Origin of the sequence: Aphanothece hegewaldii CCALA 016 (assembly GCF_003007785.1) — a bacterium.
GTDB lineage: Bacteria > Cyanobacteriota > Cyanobacteriia > Cyanobacteriales > Microcystaceae > Chroococcus > Chroococcus hegewaldii.
Map to the genome: position 1 here is coordinate 349,791 of NZ_PXOH01000001.1, position 15,493 is coordinate 365,283.

Genomic DNA, 15,493 nt, shown 5'->3' on the forward strand with positions numbered 1-15,493 from the left:
AATACCGTTTTTTACTAACATATTTACTGATTTTTGTCAATCCCTCTAGAGTTTTAGGGGGATTTTAATTTTTATTTAGTTTTGAGGTTTAGTGGCAATGACCGATATAGAATCATACTTTTTGTCTGGTGTAGCGAATAATGTTAAGAAAAGTAATTGCCAAGCTCGAAACTTAGAATTTTTGACAGGGAAAGGCATTGGATTAACTTGGGCGGCTATAATTTTATTGTAGATTTCTCGCTCATAATCAATCCAAGAATTGCTAAATTGACGACAATAGCCACTATAGTTAATTGCTTGTATTTCAAAATTAGCTTGTTGACAAATCTCTTGAAGATTTGAAGATGTAAAAAAATTCAAATGACGAGGCAGATCAAGCATTGTCCATGTTACTCCAGAATATTTAAACCCTAAACAAGCGTTATTCGGAACTTCACAAATTAAATAGCCACCTGGACGAAGTAACTCATAAATATTTGATAAAGCAACTTTCGGAGCGAGGCAATGTTCCAAAACATGAGTCATAATAATCACATCAAAACGATTCTCTGCAATCTGTTTTGGGATGTTTTCTGCTGTTCCTATATAAACATCTAAATCTTGACTATAAACTGTTGACCGTTCATTTGGCTCAACACCCATCACATCATGCCCCATCATTTTCAATTCTTTTAAAAGTTGACCACTTCCACAACCAATATCACAAATTTTAGAGGATTTGTGGTTCACTAATTGATCTATTAATTGAGCCGTCAAATGAACCCCTTTATCAAATCTCCATGCAATATGTACTCGTAATTTATCCAAAAAACTATTATTGCTTTTCTCCTGAAAATGACTTTCACCCTGAGTATAATAGTTATTTAAGTTATAAAAATCAGCAATAGCGTTTATTGATGGACGCGGAAAAACCATCCCATAATCAGATTCAGAACAATAATAGATATTATTAATCATTGGCTGTCCTGTAATGGCATCAATTGGCATTGATAACCATAGTTTCATCTCCTGATCTGACAAAGGACATTGAGGAGCATTATTGCTGACTTCTACCATAGATTTAACCAAAAATAACCGATCTTTGTACACATTTATTTTAGTCTGGTTTTATTGTAAATGTATTTCAAGAGAAGGGATATAAAGTCTTCATTTGGACGGTGGACAGCTTTGGTACAATGATGGCATCGTTTTAGCTATCTATACTCGATCTCTCGCTGATTTTTTAATTGTATTTAACTGTACTTTAGTAGAGGAAAAAAGTTGTGGTACCCCTTCGTGATGATAATCCAATCAGCATTACTCCCTATGTTACCTATGGAATAATTGCCATTAATATTTTAGTTTTTCTTTTTCAAATTACTTTAACTCCTCAGCAATTAGATGCTTTCTTTGAATTATTCGCCGTGATCCCGAAAGAACTAACGGCTAATTTTAATGGTATCTCCATCGGTCAACCCGTTCCTGAATGGTGGACATTGATCACCTCACAATTTTTACATGGTGGTTTTTTACATATTGCTGGAAATATGCTGTTTTTGTGGATTTTTGGCAATAATGTCGAAGATAGGCTAGGTCATGTCAAATTTCTGGTTTTTTATCTATCCTGCGGTATCCTAGCTGCTCTAGCTCAATGGTATTTTTCTTATAACTCAATGATTCCCTCTTTAGGGGCGAGTGGTGCGATCGCTGGTGTCATGGGTGCTTATATTCTACGTTTTCCCCAAGCTCAAGTTGTTACACTAATTCCATTAGGATTTTTCTTCTGGACGTTTCGAGTTCCGGCGTTTTTGTTTTTGGGTTTTTGGTTTGTTCAGCAAGCGTTTTATAGTTTTGCTAGTCTAAGTGTACCTACTAATGTCGGGATGGAAAGCGGAGGTATCGCTTACTGGGCTCATGCAGGTGGCTTTATTTTTGGCGCAGTTCTTGGACCTGTACTGGGTTTATTCCGCCCTACTCAGACTCGTTTTTAGCTAACTGTACCATCATGGCAGATGGGTAAGCTCAGTTTCAAACCCAGTAAAGCAAAAAATATTAGACAATAGAAGTAAGAGTAATCTTTCCTCATCCGTAAGTAAATATGACTGTAACTACAGATAATGCTCGTGATTTGTTCCGTACCGCCTACGAAAACCGTTATACTTGGGATGCTCAATTTCCGGGCTATACCGCAGATATTACCCTCATACAAGGAAACGAAACTTATACCGGTAAGCTACGAGTGAATGCAGACTATAGTGTAGAAGTCACCGAAATAGAAGACGAAAAGGTGAAAGAAAGTGTCTATAATCAACTTAGAGACATTGTTACTCATCGTAAACGCTCAACCTTTGAACAGTCTCACGGCAAAAATACCTTTAATTTAGGTTCATTAGATCCTACAGGTGCAGTGGAAATTTTAGTCACTGGGGATGCAATGGGTTCAAACTATAAAATCAGAGGTACAGAAATTTGTCAAGTTAGTCGTGTGATGGGTCCTGTCGCTTTTGTCATCAATACTGAGGAAAGTCTCGAAACCAATGAGGGTTATATTTCGACGAAATATAATGCAATTTTCCGCAACTCGAAAACCAACGAATTAAAGGGTAAAAGAGATTTTACTGAAAGTTACGAACAGTTTGGTAATTATTATCTTCCCACACATCAAGTCATTGATGCTCTTGATGCAGGTGGCGAAAAATTTGTTACTGAATTTATATTTTCTAATATCCAGTTACTTGAGTTGGTGACAGCAGCTTAACGACTCGATCGTAAGTTAGGATAAAGAAAAGAGAGTATAACTAAACAATTAATCATAGAGGTTGTGATGGCACTAGCATTAACTACAGACAATGTAGAAACAGTTTTAGATGAAATGCGTCCCTATCTAATGGCTGATGGTGGTAACGTAGAATTAGTCGAAATTGATGGGCCAATTGTTCGACTCCGTTTACAAGGTGCTTGCGGTTCTTGTCCAAGTTCTACGATGACCTTAAAAATGGGAATTGAACGTCGTTTGCGAGAAATGATTCCAGAAGTTAACGAGGTTGAACAAGCTTTTTAATTAGAAAGGGTAAAAAGACCAAACCTCTACAATCATATTTTAGGTTACATATGTAGGGGCTTGGTTTTCAAGCCCAAATCATAAATTTACTTCGTTTCAATTTCTAACTTTTTTCCGCAACATTTACAAAAATTGGCATCAAAATCATGGATTAATAAACCACAATTTAAACACTCGGTTTTAACTTTTTGAGTCGTTTTTAAGAGTTGTCGTGTTAAATCTCCAATCTGCCAAGGAATTAAAAGAATACCTGTTAAAATCATCAATACAGTTACTAATCTACCTTGATCCGTTAAAGGAATAACATCACCAAAACCAACCGTAGTCATGGTGACTACACAAAAGTAAAAAGCATCAAAAAAGTTGCGGAAAATATCTGGATTTACAGGATGTTCTACTTGATAAATTAAACCCGCATAAACAAAAATAATTGATGCTAAAATTAAAAGAATTCTCGCAATGACAATTTGATCGGCTTTTTGAATTTGGAAAACCGAAATACCAAAACCAAAAAAGCGAATGATTCTCAGAATTCTAAAAGAGCGAAAAACTCGAAAAAAACTAATATCGAAAATCCCAATAAAGACGGGAAGTATCGCCAGCAAATCCATTATTGCCAAAGGTTTAAGAATAAACTTAATTTTATTTTCAGCACACCATAATCTAACTATATATTCAAAAACAAATATAATTAAAATAATAAATTCTAGACGATTTGAAATGATTTGTGTTGTTTCTGGTAATGAATAAGTTTGAGCAACATAAATCAAGAGTGAAAGTAAAATTAAGCCTAAAATACATAAATTTAAAATTAAACCAATAGGCGTTGTTATATCTTCTAAATAAAAAGCAATTTTTTCTCTAATAGACATACATATAGCTTTTCTCAATTAAATAAGGTACAGATGATTTTTAGGGGTTTAGGGGTTTAGTCTTGCACGCTCCCTAAAATTAAACAAAACAATAAGTTTAATAAAAAAATATTAAAAAATATTTAGAATCATGGTTTTAAACAAATATCCAAAAAATACATAATTTATTTAGAAAACTGCATAATAAAGTAAGAAAAACTAAAATTTATTTTAATTTTGTTGATGACAACTCATTGATAAAATAAGAAAAAAAATGCTGACTGTCAATTTAGGTTAAACATGATTCTACTAGCTTCAAAAAAAAAGTTACAGAAAACGATGAAAGAGTATTGGCACTGGTATAATAAAGCGCAAAAATTGGGAAAAAAAGAAAAATACAAAAAAGCGATCGCCTGTTTTGAAAAAGCGTTAACTTTTCAAAAAGAGGATTACTGGGCTTGGTATAATCGGGCTGAAGCATTGTACAAGCGAAGAGACTATAAAAAAGCGATCGCAAGTTATGAACAAGCGGCCAAAATTCGACCAGATGATTATTGGAGTTGGTATCATATTGGCTATATTTTTTTAGAAGATTTAGATCAATTTGAAGACGCGCTCACCTATTTTGAAAAAGCACAAACGATTAGAACTGATGACTATTGGACATGGTACTATAAAGGTGATGCTTTTCGTCATTTACAAGACTACGAAAAAGCGATCGTTTGTTATGAACAAGCTTTAATTCTGCGTCCTAATGATTATTGGTCATGCTATCGTACTGGAGATAGTTACCGTCAATTAAAACAATACGAAAATGCAATTATTTGTTATGAGCAAGTGACTCAAATTGCTCCTAATAGCTTTTGGCCGTGGTATAAACAAGGAGATAGTTACCGACATTTAGGACAGTACGAAAAGGCGATTATCTGTTATCAAAAAGCAATTAATTTAGAACCAGATGACGATTATGCGTGGTATAATTTAGCCTGTTGCGCCGCGAAAATAGGATTAATCGATTTAGCAACCGAAGGAATAGAAAGAGCAATTCAACTCAGTTATCATCATCAAACGATCGCGGGAAATGATCCAGACTTAAAAGAACTTAAAAACCTTGAAATTTTTTAACTATAATATTTACAAGGGGAAGCAAAGAGACATTACCCAGTTGCTTCATCCTTGTTTATAATATTATTTCAAATCCAAAAAGTTTTAATCTTCGTGTTCATCAAAAGGGTCGCTTAACTCGGTAGCAGGTGGACCGAAAGCGATATAAATGGCATAGCCTGTTACCGCGAGGACAGCAGCACCAATACCGATGATAAGAACTGTTGCAGATTCCATAAGCTAGAATAATTGTGTTACCTATTCTTTTATAATATTACAGAACATTACAAAATAACCATTTAAAGACATCATTGGTGACTTATGGCACAACGTACGCGCTTAGGGGACATTCTTAGACCCCTAAACTCTGAATATGGAAAAGTTGTTCCTGGTTGGGGAACAACAGCCCTAATGGGTGTTTTCATGGCTTTATTCTTCGTTTTCTTACTGATTATTCTACAAATCTACAACTCTTCTCTCTTATTAAACGGCGTAGATGTTGACTGGACGAGTTTAAATCCGTAAATTTAAAAAGTTATTATTAAATTTGCAACTTTGTTTAGACCGACCTCTAAAAATAGTCAGTGTAAATTGGTAGTGGGTGTTTTAGTGACTCAGTCTTTTGATTAAAGGTCTAAAACGCTTGCTACCAAAATATTTTTAGATTTATTATTAAATAAAAATAGGAGCAATAATCATGAATATTTTTGGAATTGGATTGCCAGAAATGGTTTTAATTTTCGTAATTGCTTTATTAATATTCGGTCCCAAAAAATTACCCGAAGTTGGGCGAAGTCTGGGAAAAGCAATTAGAGGATTTCAAGACGCATCAAAAGAATTTGAAACTGAATTTAAGCGAGAAGTGGATGAGCTAGAAGAATCCGTAAAAATGAAGGCGGAACTAGAAGAAAGTAAATCTGGCTCAAACAAGTCAGAAGCTACAACCTCTAACCCTTCTAGCTCTAGCTAAACTACCAGTGGAACATCGATAAATTTATAGCCAACTCCTCTAATAGTTTGAATAATTGAAGGAGAATCAACATTTGCTTCAATTTTTTTGCGAATTTGACCAATATGAACATCAACAACTCGATGATCACCCAAATAATTATAATCCCACACCTTTTGAATTAACTCAGCCCGACTCCAAACTCTGCCCGGTTCTTGGGCTAAACAGTGCAGAAGATCAAATTCTAGAGAAGTTAAAGCGATCGTACTGCCTTGGATGATAACTTCTCTAGAAATCGGATCGATGATGATATTCATAAATTTTAGGGGTTTTTCCTCAAAAGATGAAACCACGCGGCGGCGTTTTAAAATCGCCTGAATTCGTAGTGTAAGTTCTTCGAGGTCAAATGGCTTTGTGATATAATCATCAGCCCCACGTAAAAACCCCTTTCGTTTATCATCGAGATCAGTCCGTGAAGTGAGCATGAGAATATAGACATTTGTCAAAGATTGCATTTTCTCACACAAGTCGTATCCTAATGTATCGGGTAAATTAACATCTAAAATCACTAAATCTGGACTAAACTGCTCAAAAATAGCTAAAGCAGATTTTCCATCCGCCGCCCCTTGGACTTGATAGCTTTTTTGTCCCAGAAAACGCATAATCAGGTTACGAATTGCTGAATCATCTTCAACAATCAGAATTTTGGCACAAGCAACAGCGATCATTATGAATCACTCAAAAAGAAAAAAAGTACGGTTGAGAAATCTTATCAATTTCAAGGTATATCCACTACTCATTTTATAATTCCCATATTTGCTAATTTTTTGTCGAGTCGATGGCAAATTTTTCTTAGACTCTCAATCGTCGAAAACTCTGATCTATCTTTAGAATGGATGATGAGGTCGCTTACAAGCAAGCGAGTTTGTTGCTTAAATAGGGAAAAGGCTTGTCTTAGGAGATTAATAGCATGAGTGAGCAAAGTCCTTATGAACAACTTGGAGTTACTGAAGAATCGTCTTTTGAAGAAATTCAGGACGCAAAACAGCGTTTAATGCTGCAACATCAAGATGATCATAAATTAACTGAGAAAATTGAGGCCGCTTATGATGCCGTGATTATGGATCGGCTTAGACTTAGACAAGAAGGTAAAATCAAAGTTCCTGAGCGTATTCGCTTTCCAGAAAGAGGGTCAGAAGCTCCCACGACTATCAAACCACTTTCGATAGAGCGATCGCCCTCTTGGTTACAAAAGTTAATCGATAAACCTTCGGCGACTGAGCTTGGTATTAGTGCTGGCGTTTTTGTCGTTTTAGCGGTGATGACACTTTTTGCTGGGGCGCAAGGAAGTTCTTTATTATCGCTTTTTCTGGCTTTAGGCGTTTTTGCAAATATCTATTTTTTGAATCGCAAAGAACAGAAATTCGGCCGAGCAGTTCTGATCACCTTTTTTGGCTTACTCTTGGGAATAGGCTTAGGTGCAGGTATCGCAAGCGGTTTAGAGGCAGCTAAAGTCGTTTTTCCTTTTTCTGTTCAGCAATTCTATGCTCTCATTACCTTTTTCTTGTTGTGGTTAATTAGTAGCTTTCTGCGTTAGAGTGCATCAGCCTGTCATGGGAAGATCTGTAACAATTAGGTCTACGGCTTCCCTGAGATTATTTACAATAAAATCGGGTTTGTATAACTCTAATTGGGATTGATCCCGAATCCCTGATAAAACGCCAATAACTTTAATATTATGGGTTTTTGCGGCAATAATATCCGCTTCGGTATCCCCAACCATCCAAACATCAGAAGCGGGGGGTAATTCTTTTAAGGCTCGTTCCATTAGTAAGGGTTTATCTTTGGTATCGGCCGTTTTAAGATAATCATTACTCAAACAATAACGACGGTTTGGCGCAAAAAAACGAGCTAAGTCATATTGATTAAATGCTGCATCTAATTCTCTGACTCGTCGCATCGTCATGACTGCGAGATCAAATCCGAGTTTTTGGATATATTCTAATGTTTCGATGGCTTTGGGTACAGGACGATCGTACACCAAATACGGAACCTGATGTACAGTCTTTTTCCGCATCATGGAAAACGCGTCAGCTTGTATGTCATCTAATCCTGATAATAGTCCGATTTTACTTTCAGGGACTCTGTGGCGTTTCAGTTTCCAAAATTCGGCTTTTTTCAGTTCCTTAATTTCTTGGTCGGGTCTTTTGGTTTGCTCAAGGCACAATCGATAAACTTGGTAGTATCGTTCGGAAACGTCCATAATTGGCCCATCAAAGTCAGTAATTAGTCTTATCATTTATGCTTATATATTGTTAAGTTTTGTATATAAGTTAAGACTAACGATTGATCATTAAAAAATCAACTATCTGTGTGATCAAACTTAGATAAGATTTACTTACGAATTTTCTTTGTATTACTTATGATTCAGAAACGGCACTCGCTTTTAACTCTTTTTCTGTTTTCTGTTGCATTACCGCTTAATGCTCAAATTATCCCTGATGATACTTTAGGTAATGAAAATTCGCGGGTCATTCCTATTGATACAACAACAGAATTGATACAAGGGGATCGTTGTTGATAGTGGTCTATCGGCTTCTGTTGAAAATTTACAACTTATTACTTTACTTCTACAATTGCACTACGACTCAGAATAAGTAATAAACTTGCCAAATGCGCCAAGGGTTTTCATTCTGCCTATTCCTGGTATTTCTGTCGTATAAACACTAATCACGCCTAAGTTTTGTCGTTCCGTTGTTGTATCAATTGCTGGTTTAATTAGATTATTTTTGACGGTATTTTTGACCATAACTGGCATACCATCCTTATCACAGTATCCCGTCTTCTGACAGACAAATTTTTCCGATTTTTCCATTAAGCGATCGCTTGCGTATTCGGTGTATGCTTCTTGTTGAGGGTTGGTTGCTGCCATCAATACCCCTAGAATAACGACTGTAACGCTTCCTTTAATCAAATTGCCATTCATACCGAGTTTTTGCTTGATGATTGTTTTCATCTTCTATTCTGACAGGCTGATCCAGATTCTGAGAAGACCTTCTAATGTTTATTTCAGTTAAGATATTGTCCAGTTTTCTAATGTTAGTCTAGAAATGCGATCGTAATGACGAGTATTATTAGTAACTAAGATACAGTTTTCAGTTAAGGCAACACTTGCAATTAGTAAATCAAAATCTGCTACAGGCTTGCCAATTTGACGCAGTTGTGCTTTTAGTTGTCCATATTGTTTAAGAGTTTCAATTGTTAAGGATAAGATTGTGATATTGCTAATAAATTGTTCAGCACGAGCTACATTATTAACCACTTGGCTAGAATTATAAGCCCCAAAATATAATTCGGCAACTGTAATTACACAAATAGATAAATTATTCCAATTAGTTGTTATAACTCTATCTCTAACAGTAGTTCGACCATTTAACCAATAAATACAAGTATCTGTATCGAGTAGATAATTCACAGTTAATCTTTAGATTGCTCTAATGTACGAGTCTGATAAATTTCCTTAACAATTTCTTCAGGATTGCGGTCATCTGTCCAACTACCAAAGGTTTCGAGGAAAGCTTGAGAAGGTTTAGATGTCTGATTATTGTTATTTTCTTGAAGAGTTCGTCGAACAATTTTTTCGATCAGATGTTCTAACTCGGCTAAAGTAATATTTTTAATTGACTGAGTTGAAGTTTGATAAACGTTTTCTGGTAATTGAGTCATGTTATGGTTTTTCCTTACTAAAGATTAATCAATACTCATTGGATCAACATCGATCGCCATCTTAACGGACGCGGGACAACTATTCTTTAAGTCCTGTAAATTCTTTAACAAACTCTCACTCAAAGCGTCAAATTTTAATAAAATCTGCCAACGATAACGACGCGCTACCCTCATAATCTGCGCTGGTGCGGGTCCAAGAACTTCTCCCATTGAGCCTAACATTTCTATACAGCGATCGGCTAAAATTTCGGCAGTATGTTGTACTTCGACCCCATCAATACCACTCAGACGGATTAAAATTAGCTTACCGTATGGCGGATAATTTAAACTTTCTCGTTGGGGTAATTCCATTTCAAGAAACCCTTGATAATTATGATGACGTACCGCTTGAATTACTGGATGTTCTGGCGAATAAGTTTGTATAATAACTTTGCCTGGATCTTCTCCTCTTCCTGCGCGTCCTGCTACTTGTGCTAAAGTCCCGAAAGCGCGTTCGGCTGCACGATAATCGGAATGATACAATAAACCATCCGCCGCAACTACTCCAACTAAGGTAACATTGGCAATATCTAGCCCTTTGGTTAACATTTGTGTACCGACTAAAACATCAGCCTCGCCTTTTGTAAACTGATTCAATAAAGTACGGTGAGCATCTTTCGTGCGTGTCGTATCACTATCAAAGCGTAGCCATTTTAAATTCGGAAACATTTCGGTTAATTCTTGGGTAACTTTTTGGGTTCCACTCCCAAAAAACTTAAAATAGGGTGAACCACATTCGGGACAATTACGAGGATGCAATTGATTATGATTGCAATAGTGACAGCGTAGTAATTCGGTCGCTCCGTCATGGGTGTAGTGATAGGATAGGGAAACATCACAATGGGGACATTCCACCACATAACCACAACTTCTACACGATACAAAAGTACTATGTCCGCGACGATTAATAAATAAAATTCCTTGTTTTTTTTGTTCAACAAGATTATGTAAAGCGTCTTGTAATGAACGACTAAAAATCGATCGATTTCCCAGTTGTAATTCTCGTCTCATGTCTACAATTTCCACTGGAGGTAAAGGACGAGAATGAATTCGCTCTGGCAAAGAAAGATAGTAAGCGTGCTTAGTATTTTCTTGGATATTAACCCATGTTTCTAATGAAGGTGTAGCAGAACCCAAGACTAAAGGACAATTTTCTAGTTCACAACGCCACCTAGCAACTTGTCGAGCGTGATAGGTTGGGATAAGCTGAGTTTGTTTAAAACTAGAGTCGTGTTCTTCATCTAAGATAATTAGACCGAGTTTGGGTAAAGGTGCAAAAATCGCGGAACGAGTGCCAATTACTATTTGTGGTTCACCTGTGAGCATTTGTCGCCATGTGTCGTATCTTTCCCCATCGGATAACTCACTATGATAGACACAGACTTTATTACCAAATCTAGCACGAAAGCGATCGGTTAGTTGGGGCGTTAAACCGATCTCTGGAACTAAAACCAGTGCTGATTGTCCTTTTTCGAGTAGAGGTGCGATCGCTTGAATATATACTTCAGTTTTACCAGATCCCGTGACACCGTGTAATAAAATCTGGCTATATTGGGTTGTTTCTTGGATTTTGTTTAAAGCTTCTGTTTGAGAAGGTGACAGTTTTTTCGCTGTATCTTTGAGTGCTTGTGGTTGGGACAAAAAGCGGAGTTTTTCTCGTTGTTCGATTACTACATAACCTTTTTTCGCTAAATTTTCTGCTACTGATGAACTTATTTTCGAGATTTGTAATAAATCATTGAACCAAAGTTCCCCCCCGCGACGACGTAAAACTTCAATAACTTCTCGCTGTTTATCGGTTAAATCTGGAGGAAAATTATCAATAATTAGAGTAATTGCTTTTGAGTGTTTAGGGCGAATCGTTTGCGGAGGTTCTAGATAACTTTCAACCCAACCGCGTTTAATTAAATCTCTGAGGCCGCGTTGCGCGTTTCTGACCTTACTATAGATATGTTGTGCGCTATAGTCACCTCTTGATTGAGATTTTAGTAAAGCTATAATTTCTTGTGCGCTATGATTACAAAAATTTTCGGCACCATTTGGGATAGATTCAGATTTTAGACGGATGCGACGTTGAGACTTACCGAGTAACCCAGGGGGTAAAGCCACCCGAATGACCGTTATTAAGTCAGTATAGTAATATTTAGCGACTCGATTCAGTAATTCCCAATATGTTGGGGGAAAAAAGCCAGATGTCACCACATCTTCAACTTCTTTAATGCGATCTTCTGTTAAGTTTTCTGGCAAACTCTTGACAAAACGAATCGCAATTCCTCCAACCACCTGAGAGCCAAAAGGTACGCTTAAAATATCTCCTGGTTGAATTGATAAATCCGAAGGAACAGAATAGATAAATAGCTTTTCTTCCCAATTTTCAGTATTTGGTGATCCTGGAAAATCAACTAAAACTTCTAACCAGCTTTGAGGAGTTTGGAACGAGTAAGACGATTTTAATTCTGAGGCGATGAGCATCGAATTGGCAGCACACATAAAGTAAAGTAAGCAGATTCTCAGTTCCTTAATTATATGGCAATTTGACTGAGAATTTAAAGCCCAAGCCCAATCAAGCTTTGATTAATTGTATTGGTCGTTCCTTCATAATATAAAGCCAAGTTCACAAAAAGTTAAGAAAAATAGCATTGACCTACCCAATTTTAGAGCGATCGGATACAGTGTAAACAAACATCGTATTTTTGGGATTTTAAATCATTCAAGATTGTAGTGAGACATACAAAAGCTTTCACCTAATTTGCTACCTTATTAACTTAAATACACTACCCAAAGCCAAGAATAGACATAAACTAAACCTCATTAATTAAAAAAACGTTTAAAAATTGAGGATTTCCGAAAATAGATGTAAAAATTTTCCCATCGGGACAAGTGTTTTCTATTGATGCACGCTTTATAAACACTGCTTATGAATAACTTTAAACAAATGCCAAATCCTAATGCAGAGCTACCAATCAATACAAAAGAAAAGATAGATAACATTAGTGATGGAGTAGATCTCGAACTGATAGAATGGACGGATTCACCTGAAGAACGTTCACCATCGGGATATACAAAAACTTCATCAGATGACACAGTAGGAGCATTTTTTAAAGAAATGGCACGTTATCCCCTACTCAAACCTGAAGAAGAAGTTGAATTAGCATATGCGGTTAAATATCTCGCAGATGCAGAAGAAAAACGAATTGAACTCCAAGACAAATTAAAGCGTTTACCCACTAAACTAGAATGGGCAGAAGTCTTAGGGTTAGACAATGAACGTCAACTCGAAAATCGTCTTTATCGTGGACGAACGGCTAAACGCAAAATGATTCGTTCTAATCTAAGATTAGTCGTATCTATAGCCAAACGTTATTTAAATCGGGGCGTTCCATTTTTAGATCTCATCCAAGAAGGTGCGATAGGATTAAACCGCGCAGCCGAAAAATTTGACCCTAATAAAGGTTATAAATTTTCAACTTATGCTTATTGGTGGATACGTCAAGCAATTACCCGTACAATTGCTAATGATTCAAGAACAATTCGTTTACCCATTCATATTGTCGAAAAATTAAATAAACTCAAAAAAGCACAACGAGTTTTAAAGCAACAACTTCAACGAAATCCTAATGAAAAAGAACTCGCTCAAGAACTTGAAGTAACTCCAGAACAACTGCGACAATTATTACAATTGCGTCGTCAATCATTATCGCTTAATCATCGCGTGGGTAAAGGTGAAGACACCGAATTAGTCGATTTATTAGAAGATGATGATCTTCAATTACCCGAAGAAAAAATGAATGAAGCAATGATGCGTCAGGAAATTTCAGCCGTTTTAAGTGATGTTCTCACAGAACGAGAAAAAGATGTAATTTCTCTGCGTTATGGGTTAGCCACCAGTCAACCCTATACCTTAGAAGAAGTGGGAGGAATGTTCAATCTTTCCCGCGAAAGAGTCAGACAAATTCAAAGTAAAGCGATGAGAAAATTACGTCGTCCACAAGTTGCACGTCGTCTCAAAGGATGGTTAAGTTAACGAAGGTTATATCATCTAAATTATTTCTCCTCTTCTTTCGTTGGGGAGTTTTTTTTGCTGTGGAGAGGCAATAATTTTGAACCACGTCTAATAGTCGCTTTAGTAAACATTTCTGGAGTAATTTCTGGACAATCAGACAAGTCTATACTCTCATCTGTCATTTCATCAATTTTTTTCCAATCAGTGAGGGAGTTGTTCAAAGTAGGATCTTTCTTCATTTTTGGTCGCTTTTCGTGCTGAAATAATTCTTATTTTATCTTTTCGCTCAGTGTAAACAACAACAATAACTCGACCTTCTAATAAACCAATTAGAATAAATCGCTGCTCACCGTAGTTAGATCGCTCATCTTCTATAATAATTGTATCATTTTCAAAAATCGCTACAACGTTTATAAAATCAATGCTGTGTTTGCGGATATTAGAAAAGCGTTTATTCTCGTCCCACTCAAAATCCATGATTTAAAGATAACAAGTAAAATGACAGATACAAGTATAAACCTCAAACATCACTGGCAAATTGAGCCTAATCTTTGTTTTCTCAATCATGGTTCTTTTGGTGCAACACCAAGAACAATCTTAAATTATCAACACCAACTTAGAACCGAACTTGAAAAGAATCCTATCGAATTTTTAGCAAGAAAACTCGAACAAAAATTAGATATTGCTAGAGAAAAATTAGCTCAATTTATCGGGGGTGAACCCGAAAACTTAGTATTTGTACCTAATGCAACCTTCGGCGTTAATACAGTATTACGATCGCTTCCCTTCGCTCCAGAAGACGAAATATTAGTCACAAACCACACCTATAATGCTTGTCGTAATGCCGTCAATTTTGTCACTAGCGGCGCGAAAGTCGGTTTAAAGGTTGTTTCGATCCCTTTTCCCATCGACTCGCCACAACAGGTAATAAATGCCATTTTAGACGGTGTTTCCCCACGAACCCGACTCGCCTTAATCGATCATATTACCAGTCCAACTGCTTTAGTTTTCCCTATCGAAAAAATCGTCAAAGAACTTTTAAAACGCGGTATTGATACCATAGTTGATGGAGCCCATGCACCGGGGTTTCTTCCAATTAATTTAAAAAATATAGAGACTGCTTACTATACGGGAAATTGTCATAAATGGTTGTGTGCGCCAAAAGGTGCAGCATTTTTATATGTTAAACCCGATCGACAAAAACAAATACGACCTTTAGTAATTAGTCATGGCATGAATTCACCCAGAACTGATCGATCGCGTTTTCTTCTAGAATTTGATTGGATGGGAACCGATGACCCAACGCCTTATTTATGTATACCACAAGCCATAGAATGGTTAGACGGGTTATTCACTGGGGGCATCACACAACTCTATCAAAGAAATCATCTATTAGTCATAGAAGCAAGAAAACTGATTTGTAATACCCTGAATATTTCGCCGCCTTGCCCTGAAGAAATGCTTGGATTAATGGCTACTATTAATCTAGGGAAAATTCCCCAATCCGCCGAAGAATTGCAGAGGAAATTATTAGAAGAATTTGCGATCGAGGTTCCTGTAATTCCTTGGAGTGATGAACAAACGTTAATCAGGATTTCTGCTCAAGCCTATAATAATATCGAAGATTATGAGTATTTTGCGAAATGTTTACAAAAATTATTATAAACTGAGTACACCAAGCAATAATTAAAACATCAATATTATATTGATTATATTGCCAGGGATTGAAATCCCTGTCTAATAGCAGAAGTCCAACGGGACTTACAAGCCGCGCCCACAGG

The 15,493-nt window shown here is 36.5% G+C and carries 21 protein-coding genes; 10 read left to right on the forward strand and 11 right to left on the reverse strand.

Going from position 1 to position 15,493, the window contains the following annotated elements; translation table 11 throughout:
* Positions 1–75: 75 nt before the first annotated feature.
* On the reverse strand, positions 76–1,068 hold the full coding sequence (locus tag C7H19_RS01620) for a class I SAM-dependent methyltransferase (protein WP_219907552.1): 993 nt from the start codon (positions 1,066–1,068) through the stop codon (positions 76–78).
* A gap of 194 nt (positions 1,069–1,262) precedes the next feature.
* Between C7H19_RS01620 and C7H19_RS01625 the strand changes: the two genes are divergently transcribed.
* The 3 genes from C7H19_RS01625 to C7H19_RS01635 all read left to right on the forward strand — a co-directional run bounded on the left by C7H19_RS01625 (position 1,263) and on the right by C7H19_RS01635 (position 3,040).
* On the forward strand, positions 1,263–1,970 hold the full coding sequence (locus C7H19_RS01625) for a rhomboid family intramembrane serine protease (RefSeq protein WP_106455136.1): 708 nt from the start codon (positions 1,263–1,265) through the stop codon (positions 1,968–1,970).
* 107 nt (positions 1,971–2,077) lie between these two features.
* Entirely contained in the window at positions 2,078–2,737 is a 660-nt protein-coding gene (locus tag C7H19_RS01630) for a DUF3386 domain-containing protein (protein WP_106455137.1), read from the forward strand.
* 66 nt (positions 2,738–2,803) lie between these two features.
* Entirely contained in the window at positions 2,804–3,040 is a 237-nt protein-coding gene (locus C7H19_RS01635; protein ID WP_106455138.1) for a NifU family protein, read from the forward strand.
* A gap of 86 nt (positions 3,041–3,126) precedes the next feature.
* Here C7H19_RS01635 and C7H19_RS01640 read toward each other — a convergent pair whose 3' ends face one another.
* Positions 3,127–3,912, reverse strand: coding sequence for an ion transporter (locus tag C7H19_RS01640; RefSeq protein ID WP_106455139.1), 786 nt, complete (start codon positions 3,910–3,912; stop codon positions 3,127–3,129).
* Between the two features lie 318 nt (positions 3,913–4,230).
* Here C7H19_RS01640 and C7H19_RS01645 point away from each other — a divergent pair, with 318 nt between their 5' ends.
* Positions 4,231–5,016, forward strand: a complete 786-nt coding sequence (locus tag C7H19_RS01645; protein WP_181280501.1) for a tetratricopeptide repeat protein — start codon at positions 4,231–4,233, stop codon at positions 5,014–5,016.
* Between the two features lie 84 nt (positions 5,017–5,100).
* Here C7H19_RS01645 and psbN read toward each other — a convergent pair whose 3' ends face one another.
* Positions 5,101–5,232 (reverse strand): photosystem II reaction center protein PsbN, encoded by a 132-nt coding sequence (gene psbN, locus C7H19_RS01650; RefSeq protein ID WP_106455141.1) that lies wholly within the window; start codon positions 5,230–5,232, stop codon positions 5,101–5,103.
* A gap of 84 nt (positions 5,233–5,316) precedes the next feature.
* Here psbN and psbH point away from each other — a divergent pair, with 84 nt between their 5' ends.
* Positions 5,317–5,520, forward strand: a complete 204-nt coding sequence (psbH, locus tag C7H19_RS01655) for a photosystem II reaction center phosphoprotein PsbH (RefSeq protein WP_106455142.1) — start codon at positions 5,317–5,319, stop codon at positions 5,518–5,520.
* Positions 5,521–5,692: 172 nt separating this feature from the next.
* Positions 5,693–5,965 carry a TatA/E family twin arginine-targeting protein translocase gene (locus tag C7H19_RS01660; RefSeq protein ID WP_106455143.1) on the forward strand — a complete coding sequence of 91 codons (273 nt, stop codon included), beginning with the start codon at positions 5,693–5,695 and terminating at the stop codon, positions 5,963–5,965.
* Here the strand turns inward: C7H19_RS01660 and C7H19_RS01665 are convergent.
* Entirely contained in the window at positions 5,962–6,672 is a 711-nt protein-coding gene (locus tag C7H19_RS01665) for a response regulator transcription factor (RefSeq protein WP_106455144.1), read from the reverse strand. The genes C7H19_RS01660 and C7H19_RS01665 overlap by 4 nt on opposite strands.
* 242 nt (positions 6,673–6,914) lie before the next feature.
* Here C7H19_RS01665 and C7H19_RS01670 point away from each other — a divergent pair, with 242 nt between their 5' ends.
* On the forward strand, positions 6,915–7,541 hold the full coding sequence (locus C7H19_RS01670) for a CPP1-like family protein (protein ID WP_106455145.1): 627 nt from the start codon (positions 6,915–6,917) through the stop codon (positions 7,539–7,541).
* A 6-nt stretch (positions 7,542–7,547) separates the two neighbouring features.
* On the opposite strand, the gene C7H19_RS01675 is transcribed toward C7H19_RS01670, so the two are convergent.
* The gene (locus tag C7H19_RS01675) at positions 7,548–8,243 is read right to left on the reverse strand and encodes an HAD family hydrolase (protein WP_106455146.1); all 696 of its coding nucleotides are present in this window, start codon (positions 8,241–8,243) and stop codon (positions 7,548–7,550) included.
* Positions 8,244–8,366: 123 nt separating this feature from the next.
* On the opposite strand from C7H19_RS01675, the gene C7H19_RS25480 reads away from it, so the two are divergent.
* A complete protein-coding gene (locus C7H19_RS25480) occupies positions 8,367–8,525 on the forward strand; it encodes a hypothetical protein (protein WP_181280502.1) in 159 nt (52 codons plus the stop codon).
* 60 nt (positions 8,526–8,585) lie between these two features.
* On the opposite strand, the gene C7H19_RS01680 is transcribed toward C7H19_RS25480, so the two are convergent.
* The 4 genes from C7H19_RS01680 to priA are packed head-to-tail and all read right to left on the reverse strand — an operon-like array spanning position 8,586 to position 12,199.
* On the reverse strand, positions 8,586–8,960 hold the full coding sequence (locus tag C7H19_RS01680) for a DUF4359 domain-containing protein (RefSeq protein WP_106455147.1): 375 nt from the start codon (positions 8,958–8,960) through the stop codon (positions 8,586–8,588).
* Positions 8,961–9,017: 57 nt separating this feature from the next.
* Positions 9,018–9,419 (reverse strand): type II toxin-antitoxin system VapC family toxin, encoded by a 402-nt coding sequence (locus tag C7H19_RS01685; protein WP_106455148.1) that lies wholly within the window; start codon positions 9,417–9,419, stop codon positions 9,018–9,020.
* 2 nt (positions 9,420–9,421) lie between these two features.
* Positions 9,422–9,670, reverse strand: a complete 249-nt coding sequence (locus C7H19_RS01690; protein WP_106455149.1) for a hypothetical protein — start codon at positions 9,668–9,670, stop codon at positions 9,422–9,424.
* A gap of 24 nt (positions 9,671–9,694) precedes the next feature.
* Positions 9,695–12,199: a primosomal protein N' gene (priA, locus tag C7H19_RS01695; protein ID WP_106455150.1), complete on the reverse strand. Its 2,505-nt coding sequence runs from the start codon at positions 12,197–12,199 to the stop codon at positions 9,695–9,697.
* A 427-nt stretch (positions 12,200–12,626) separates the two neighbouring features.
* Between priA and C7H19_RS01700 the strand changes: the two genes are divergently transcribed.
* A complete protein-coding gene (locus C7H19_RS01700) occupies positions 12,627–13,733 on the forward strand; it encodes an RNA polymerase sigma factor, RpoD/SigA family (protein WP_106455151.1) in 1,107 nt (368 codons plus the stop codon).
* Between the two features lie 20 nt (positions 13,734–13,753).
* Here C7H19_RS01700 and C7H19_RS26115 read toward each other — a convergent pair whose 3' ends face one another.
* Positions 13,754–13,951 carry a hypothetical protein gene (locus C7H19_RS26115; RefSeq protein ID WP_146136484.1) on the reverse strand — a complete coding sequence of 66 codons (198 nt, stop codon included), beginning with the start codon at positions 13,949–13,951 and terminating at the stop codon, positions 13,754–13,756.
* Positions 13,914–14,189, reverse strand: coding sequence for a BrnT family toxin (locus C7H19_RS01705; RefSeq protein WP_106455152.1), 276 nt, complete (start codon positions 14,187–14,189; stop codon positions 13,914–13,916). Before C7H19_RS01705 ends, C7H19_RS26115 begins: the two co-directional genes overlap by 38 nt.
* Positions 14,190–14,210: 21 nt before the next feature.
* On the opposite strand from C7H19_RS01705, the gene C7H19_RS01710 reads away from it, so the two are divergent.
* On the forward strand, positions 14,211–15,377 hold the full coding sequence (locus C7H19_RS01710) for an aminotransferase class V-fold PLP-dependent enzyme (protein ID WP_106455153.1): 1,167 nt from the start codon (positions 14,211–14,213) through the stop codon (positions 15,375–15,377).
* Positions 15,378–15,493 lie beyond the last annotated feature (116 nt).

What these genes read in the sequence shown, in the direction of transcription:
- C7H19_RS01680 (WP_106455147.1), bottom strand. Translation starts at nt 8,960, where the DNA reads ATGAAAACAATCATCAAGCAAAAACTCGGTATGAATGGCAATTTGATT.
- C7H19_RS01690 (WP_106455149.1), bottom strand. Translation starts at nt 9,670, where the DNA reads ATGACTCAATTACCAGAAAACGTTTATCAAACTTCAACTCAGTCAATT.
- psbN (WP_106455141.1), bottom strand. Translation starts at nt 5,232, where the DNA reads ATGGAATCTGCAACAGTTCTTATCATCGGTATTGGTGCTGCTGTCCTC.
- priA (WP_106455150.1), bottom strand. Translation starts at nt 12,199, where the DNA reads ATGTGTGCTGCCAATTCGATGCTCATCGCCTCAGAATTAAAATCGTCT.
- C7H19_RS01665 (WP_106455144.1), bottom strand. Translation starts at nt 6,672, where the DNA reads ATGATCGCTGTTGCTTGTGCCAAAATTCTGATTGTTGAAGATGATTCA.
- C7H19_RS01640 (WP_106455139.1), bottom strand. Translation starts at nt 3,912, where the DNA reads ATGTCTATTAGAGAAAAAATTGCTTTTTATTTAGAAGATATAACAACG.
- C7H19_RS01700 (WP_106455151.1), top strand. Translation starts at nt 12,627, where the DNA reads ATGAATAACTTTAAACAAATGCCAAATCCTAATGCAGAGCTACCAATC.
- C7H19_RS01660 (WP_106455143.1), top strand. Translation starts at nt 5,693, where the DNA reads ATGAATATTTTTGGAATTGGATTGCCAGAAATGGTTTTAATTTTCGTA.
- C7H19_RS01670 (WP_106455145.1), top strand. Translation starts at nt 6,915, where the DNA reads ATGAGTGAGCAAAGTCCTTATGAACAACTTGGAGTTACTGAAGAATCG.
- C7H19_RS01630 (WP_106455137.1), top strand. Translation starts at nt 2,078, where the DNA reads ATGACTGTAACTACAGATAATGCTCGTGATTTGTTCCGTACCGCCTAC.
- C7H19_RS25480 (WP_181280502.1), top strand. Translation starts at nt 8,367, where the DNA reads ATGATTCAGAAACGGCACTCGCTTTTAACTCTTTTTCTGTTTTCTGTT.
- C7H19_RS01705 (WP_106455152.1), bottom strand. Translation starts at nt 14,189, where the DNA reads ATGGATTTTGAGTGGGACGAGAATAAACGCTTTTCTAATATCCGCAAA.
- C7H19_RS01675 (WP_106455146.1), bottom strand. Translation starts at nt 8,243, where the DNA reads ATGATAAGACTAATTACTGACTTTGATGGGCCAATTATGGACGTTTCC.
- C7H19_RS01645 (WP_181280501.1), top strand. Translation starts at nt 4,231, where the DNA reads ATGAAAGAGTATTGGCACTGGTATAATAAAGCGCAAAAATTGGGAAAA.
- C7H19_RS26115 (WP_146136484.1), bottom strand. Translation starts at nt 13,951, where the DNA reads ATGAAGAAAGATCCTACTTTGAACAACTCCCTCACTGATTGGAAAAAA.
- psbH (WP_106455142.1), top strand. Translation starts at nt 5,317, where the DNA reads ATGGCACAACGTACGCGCTTAGGGGACATTCTTAGACCCCTAAACTCT.
- C7H19_RS01635 (WP_106455138.1), top strand. Translation starts at nt 2,804, where the DNA reads ATGGCACTAGCATTAACTACAGACAATGTAGAAACAGTTTTAGATGAA.
- C7H19_RS01710 (WP_106455153.1), top strand. Translation starts at nt 14,211, where the DNA reads ATGACAGATACAAGTATAAACCTCAAACATCACTGGCAAATTGAGCCT.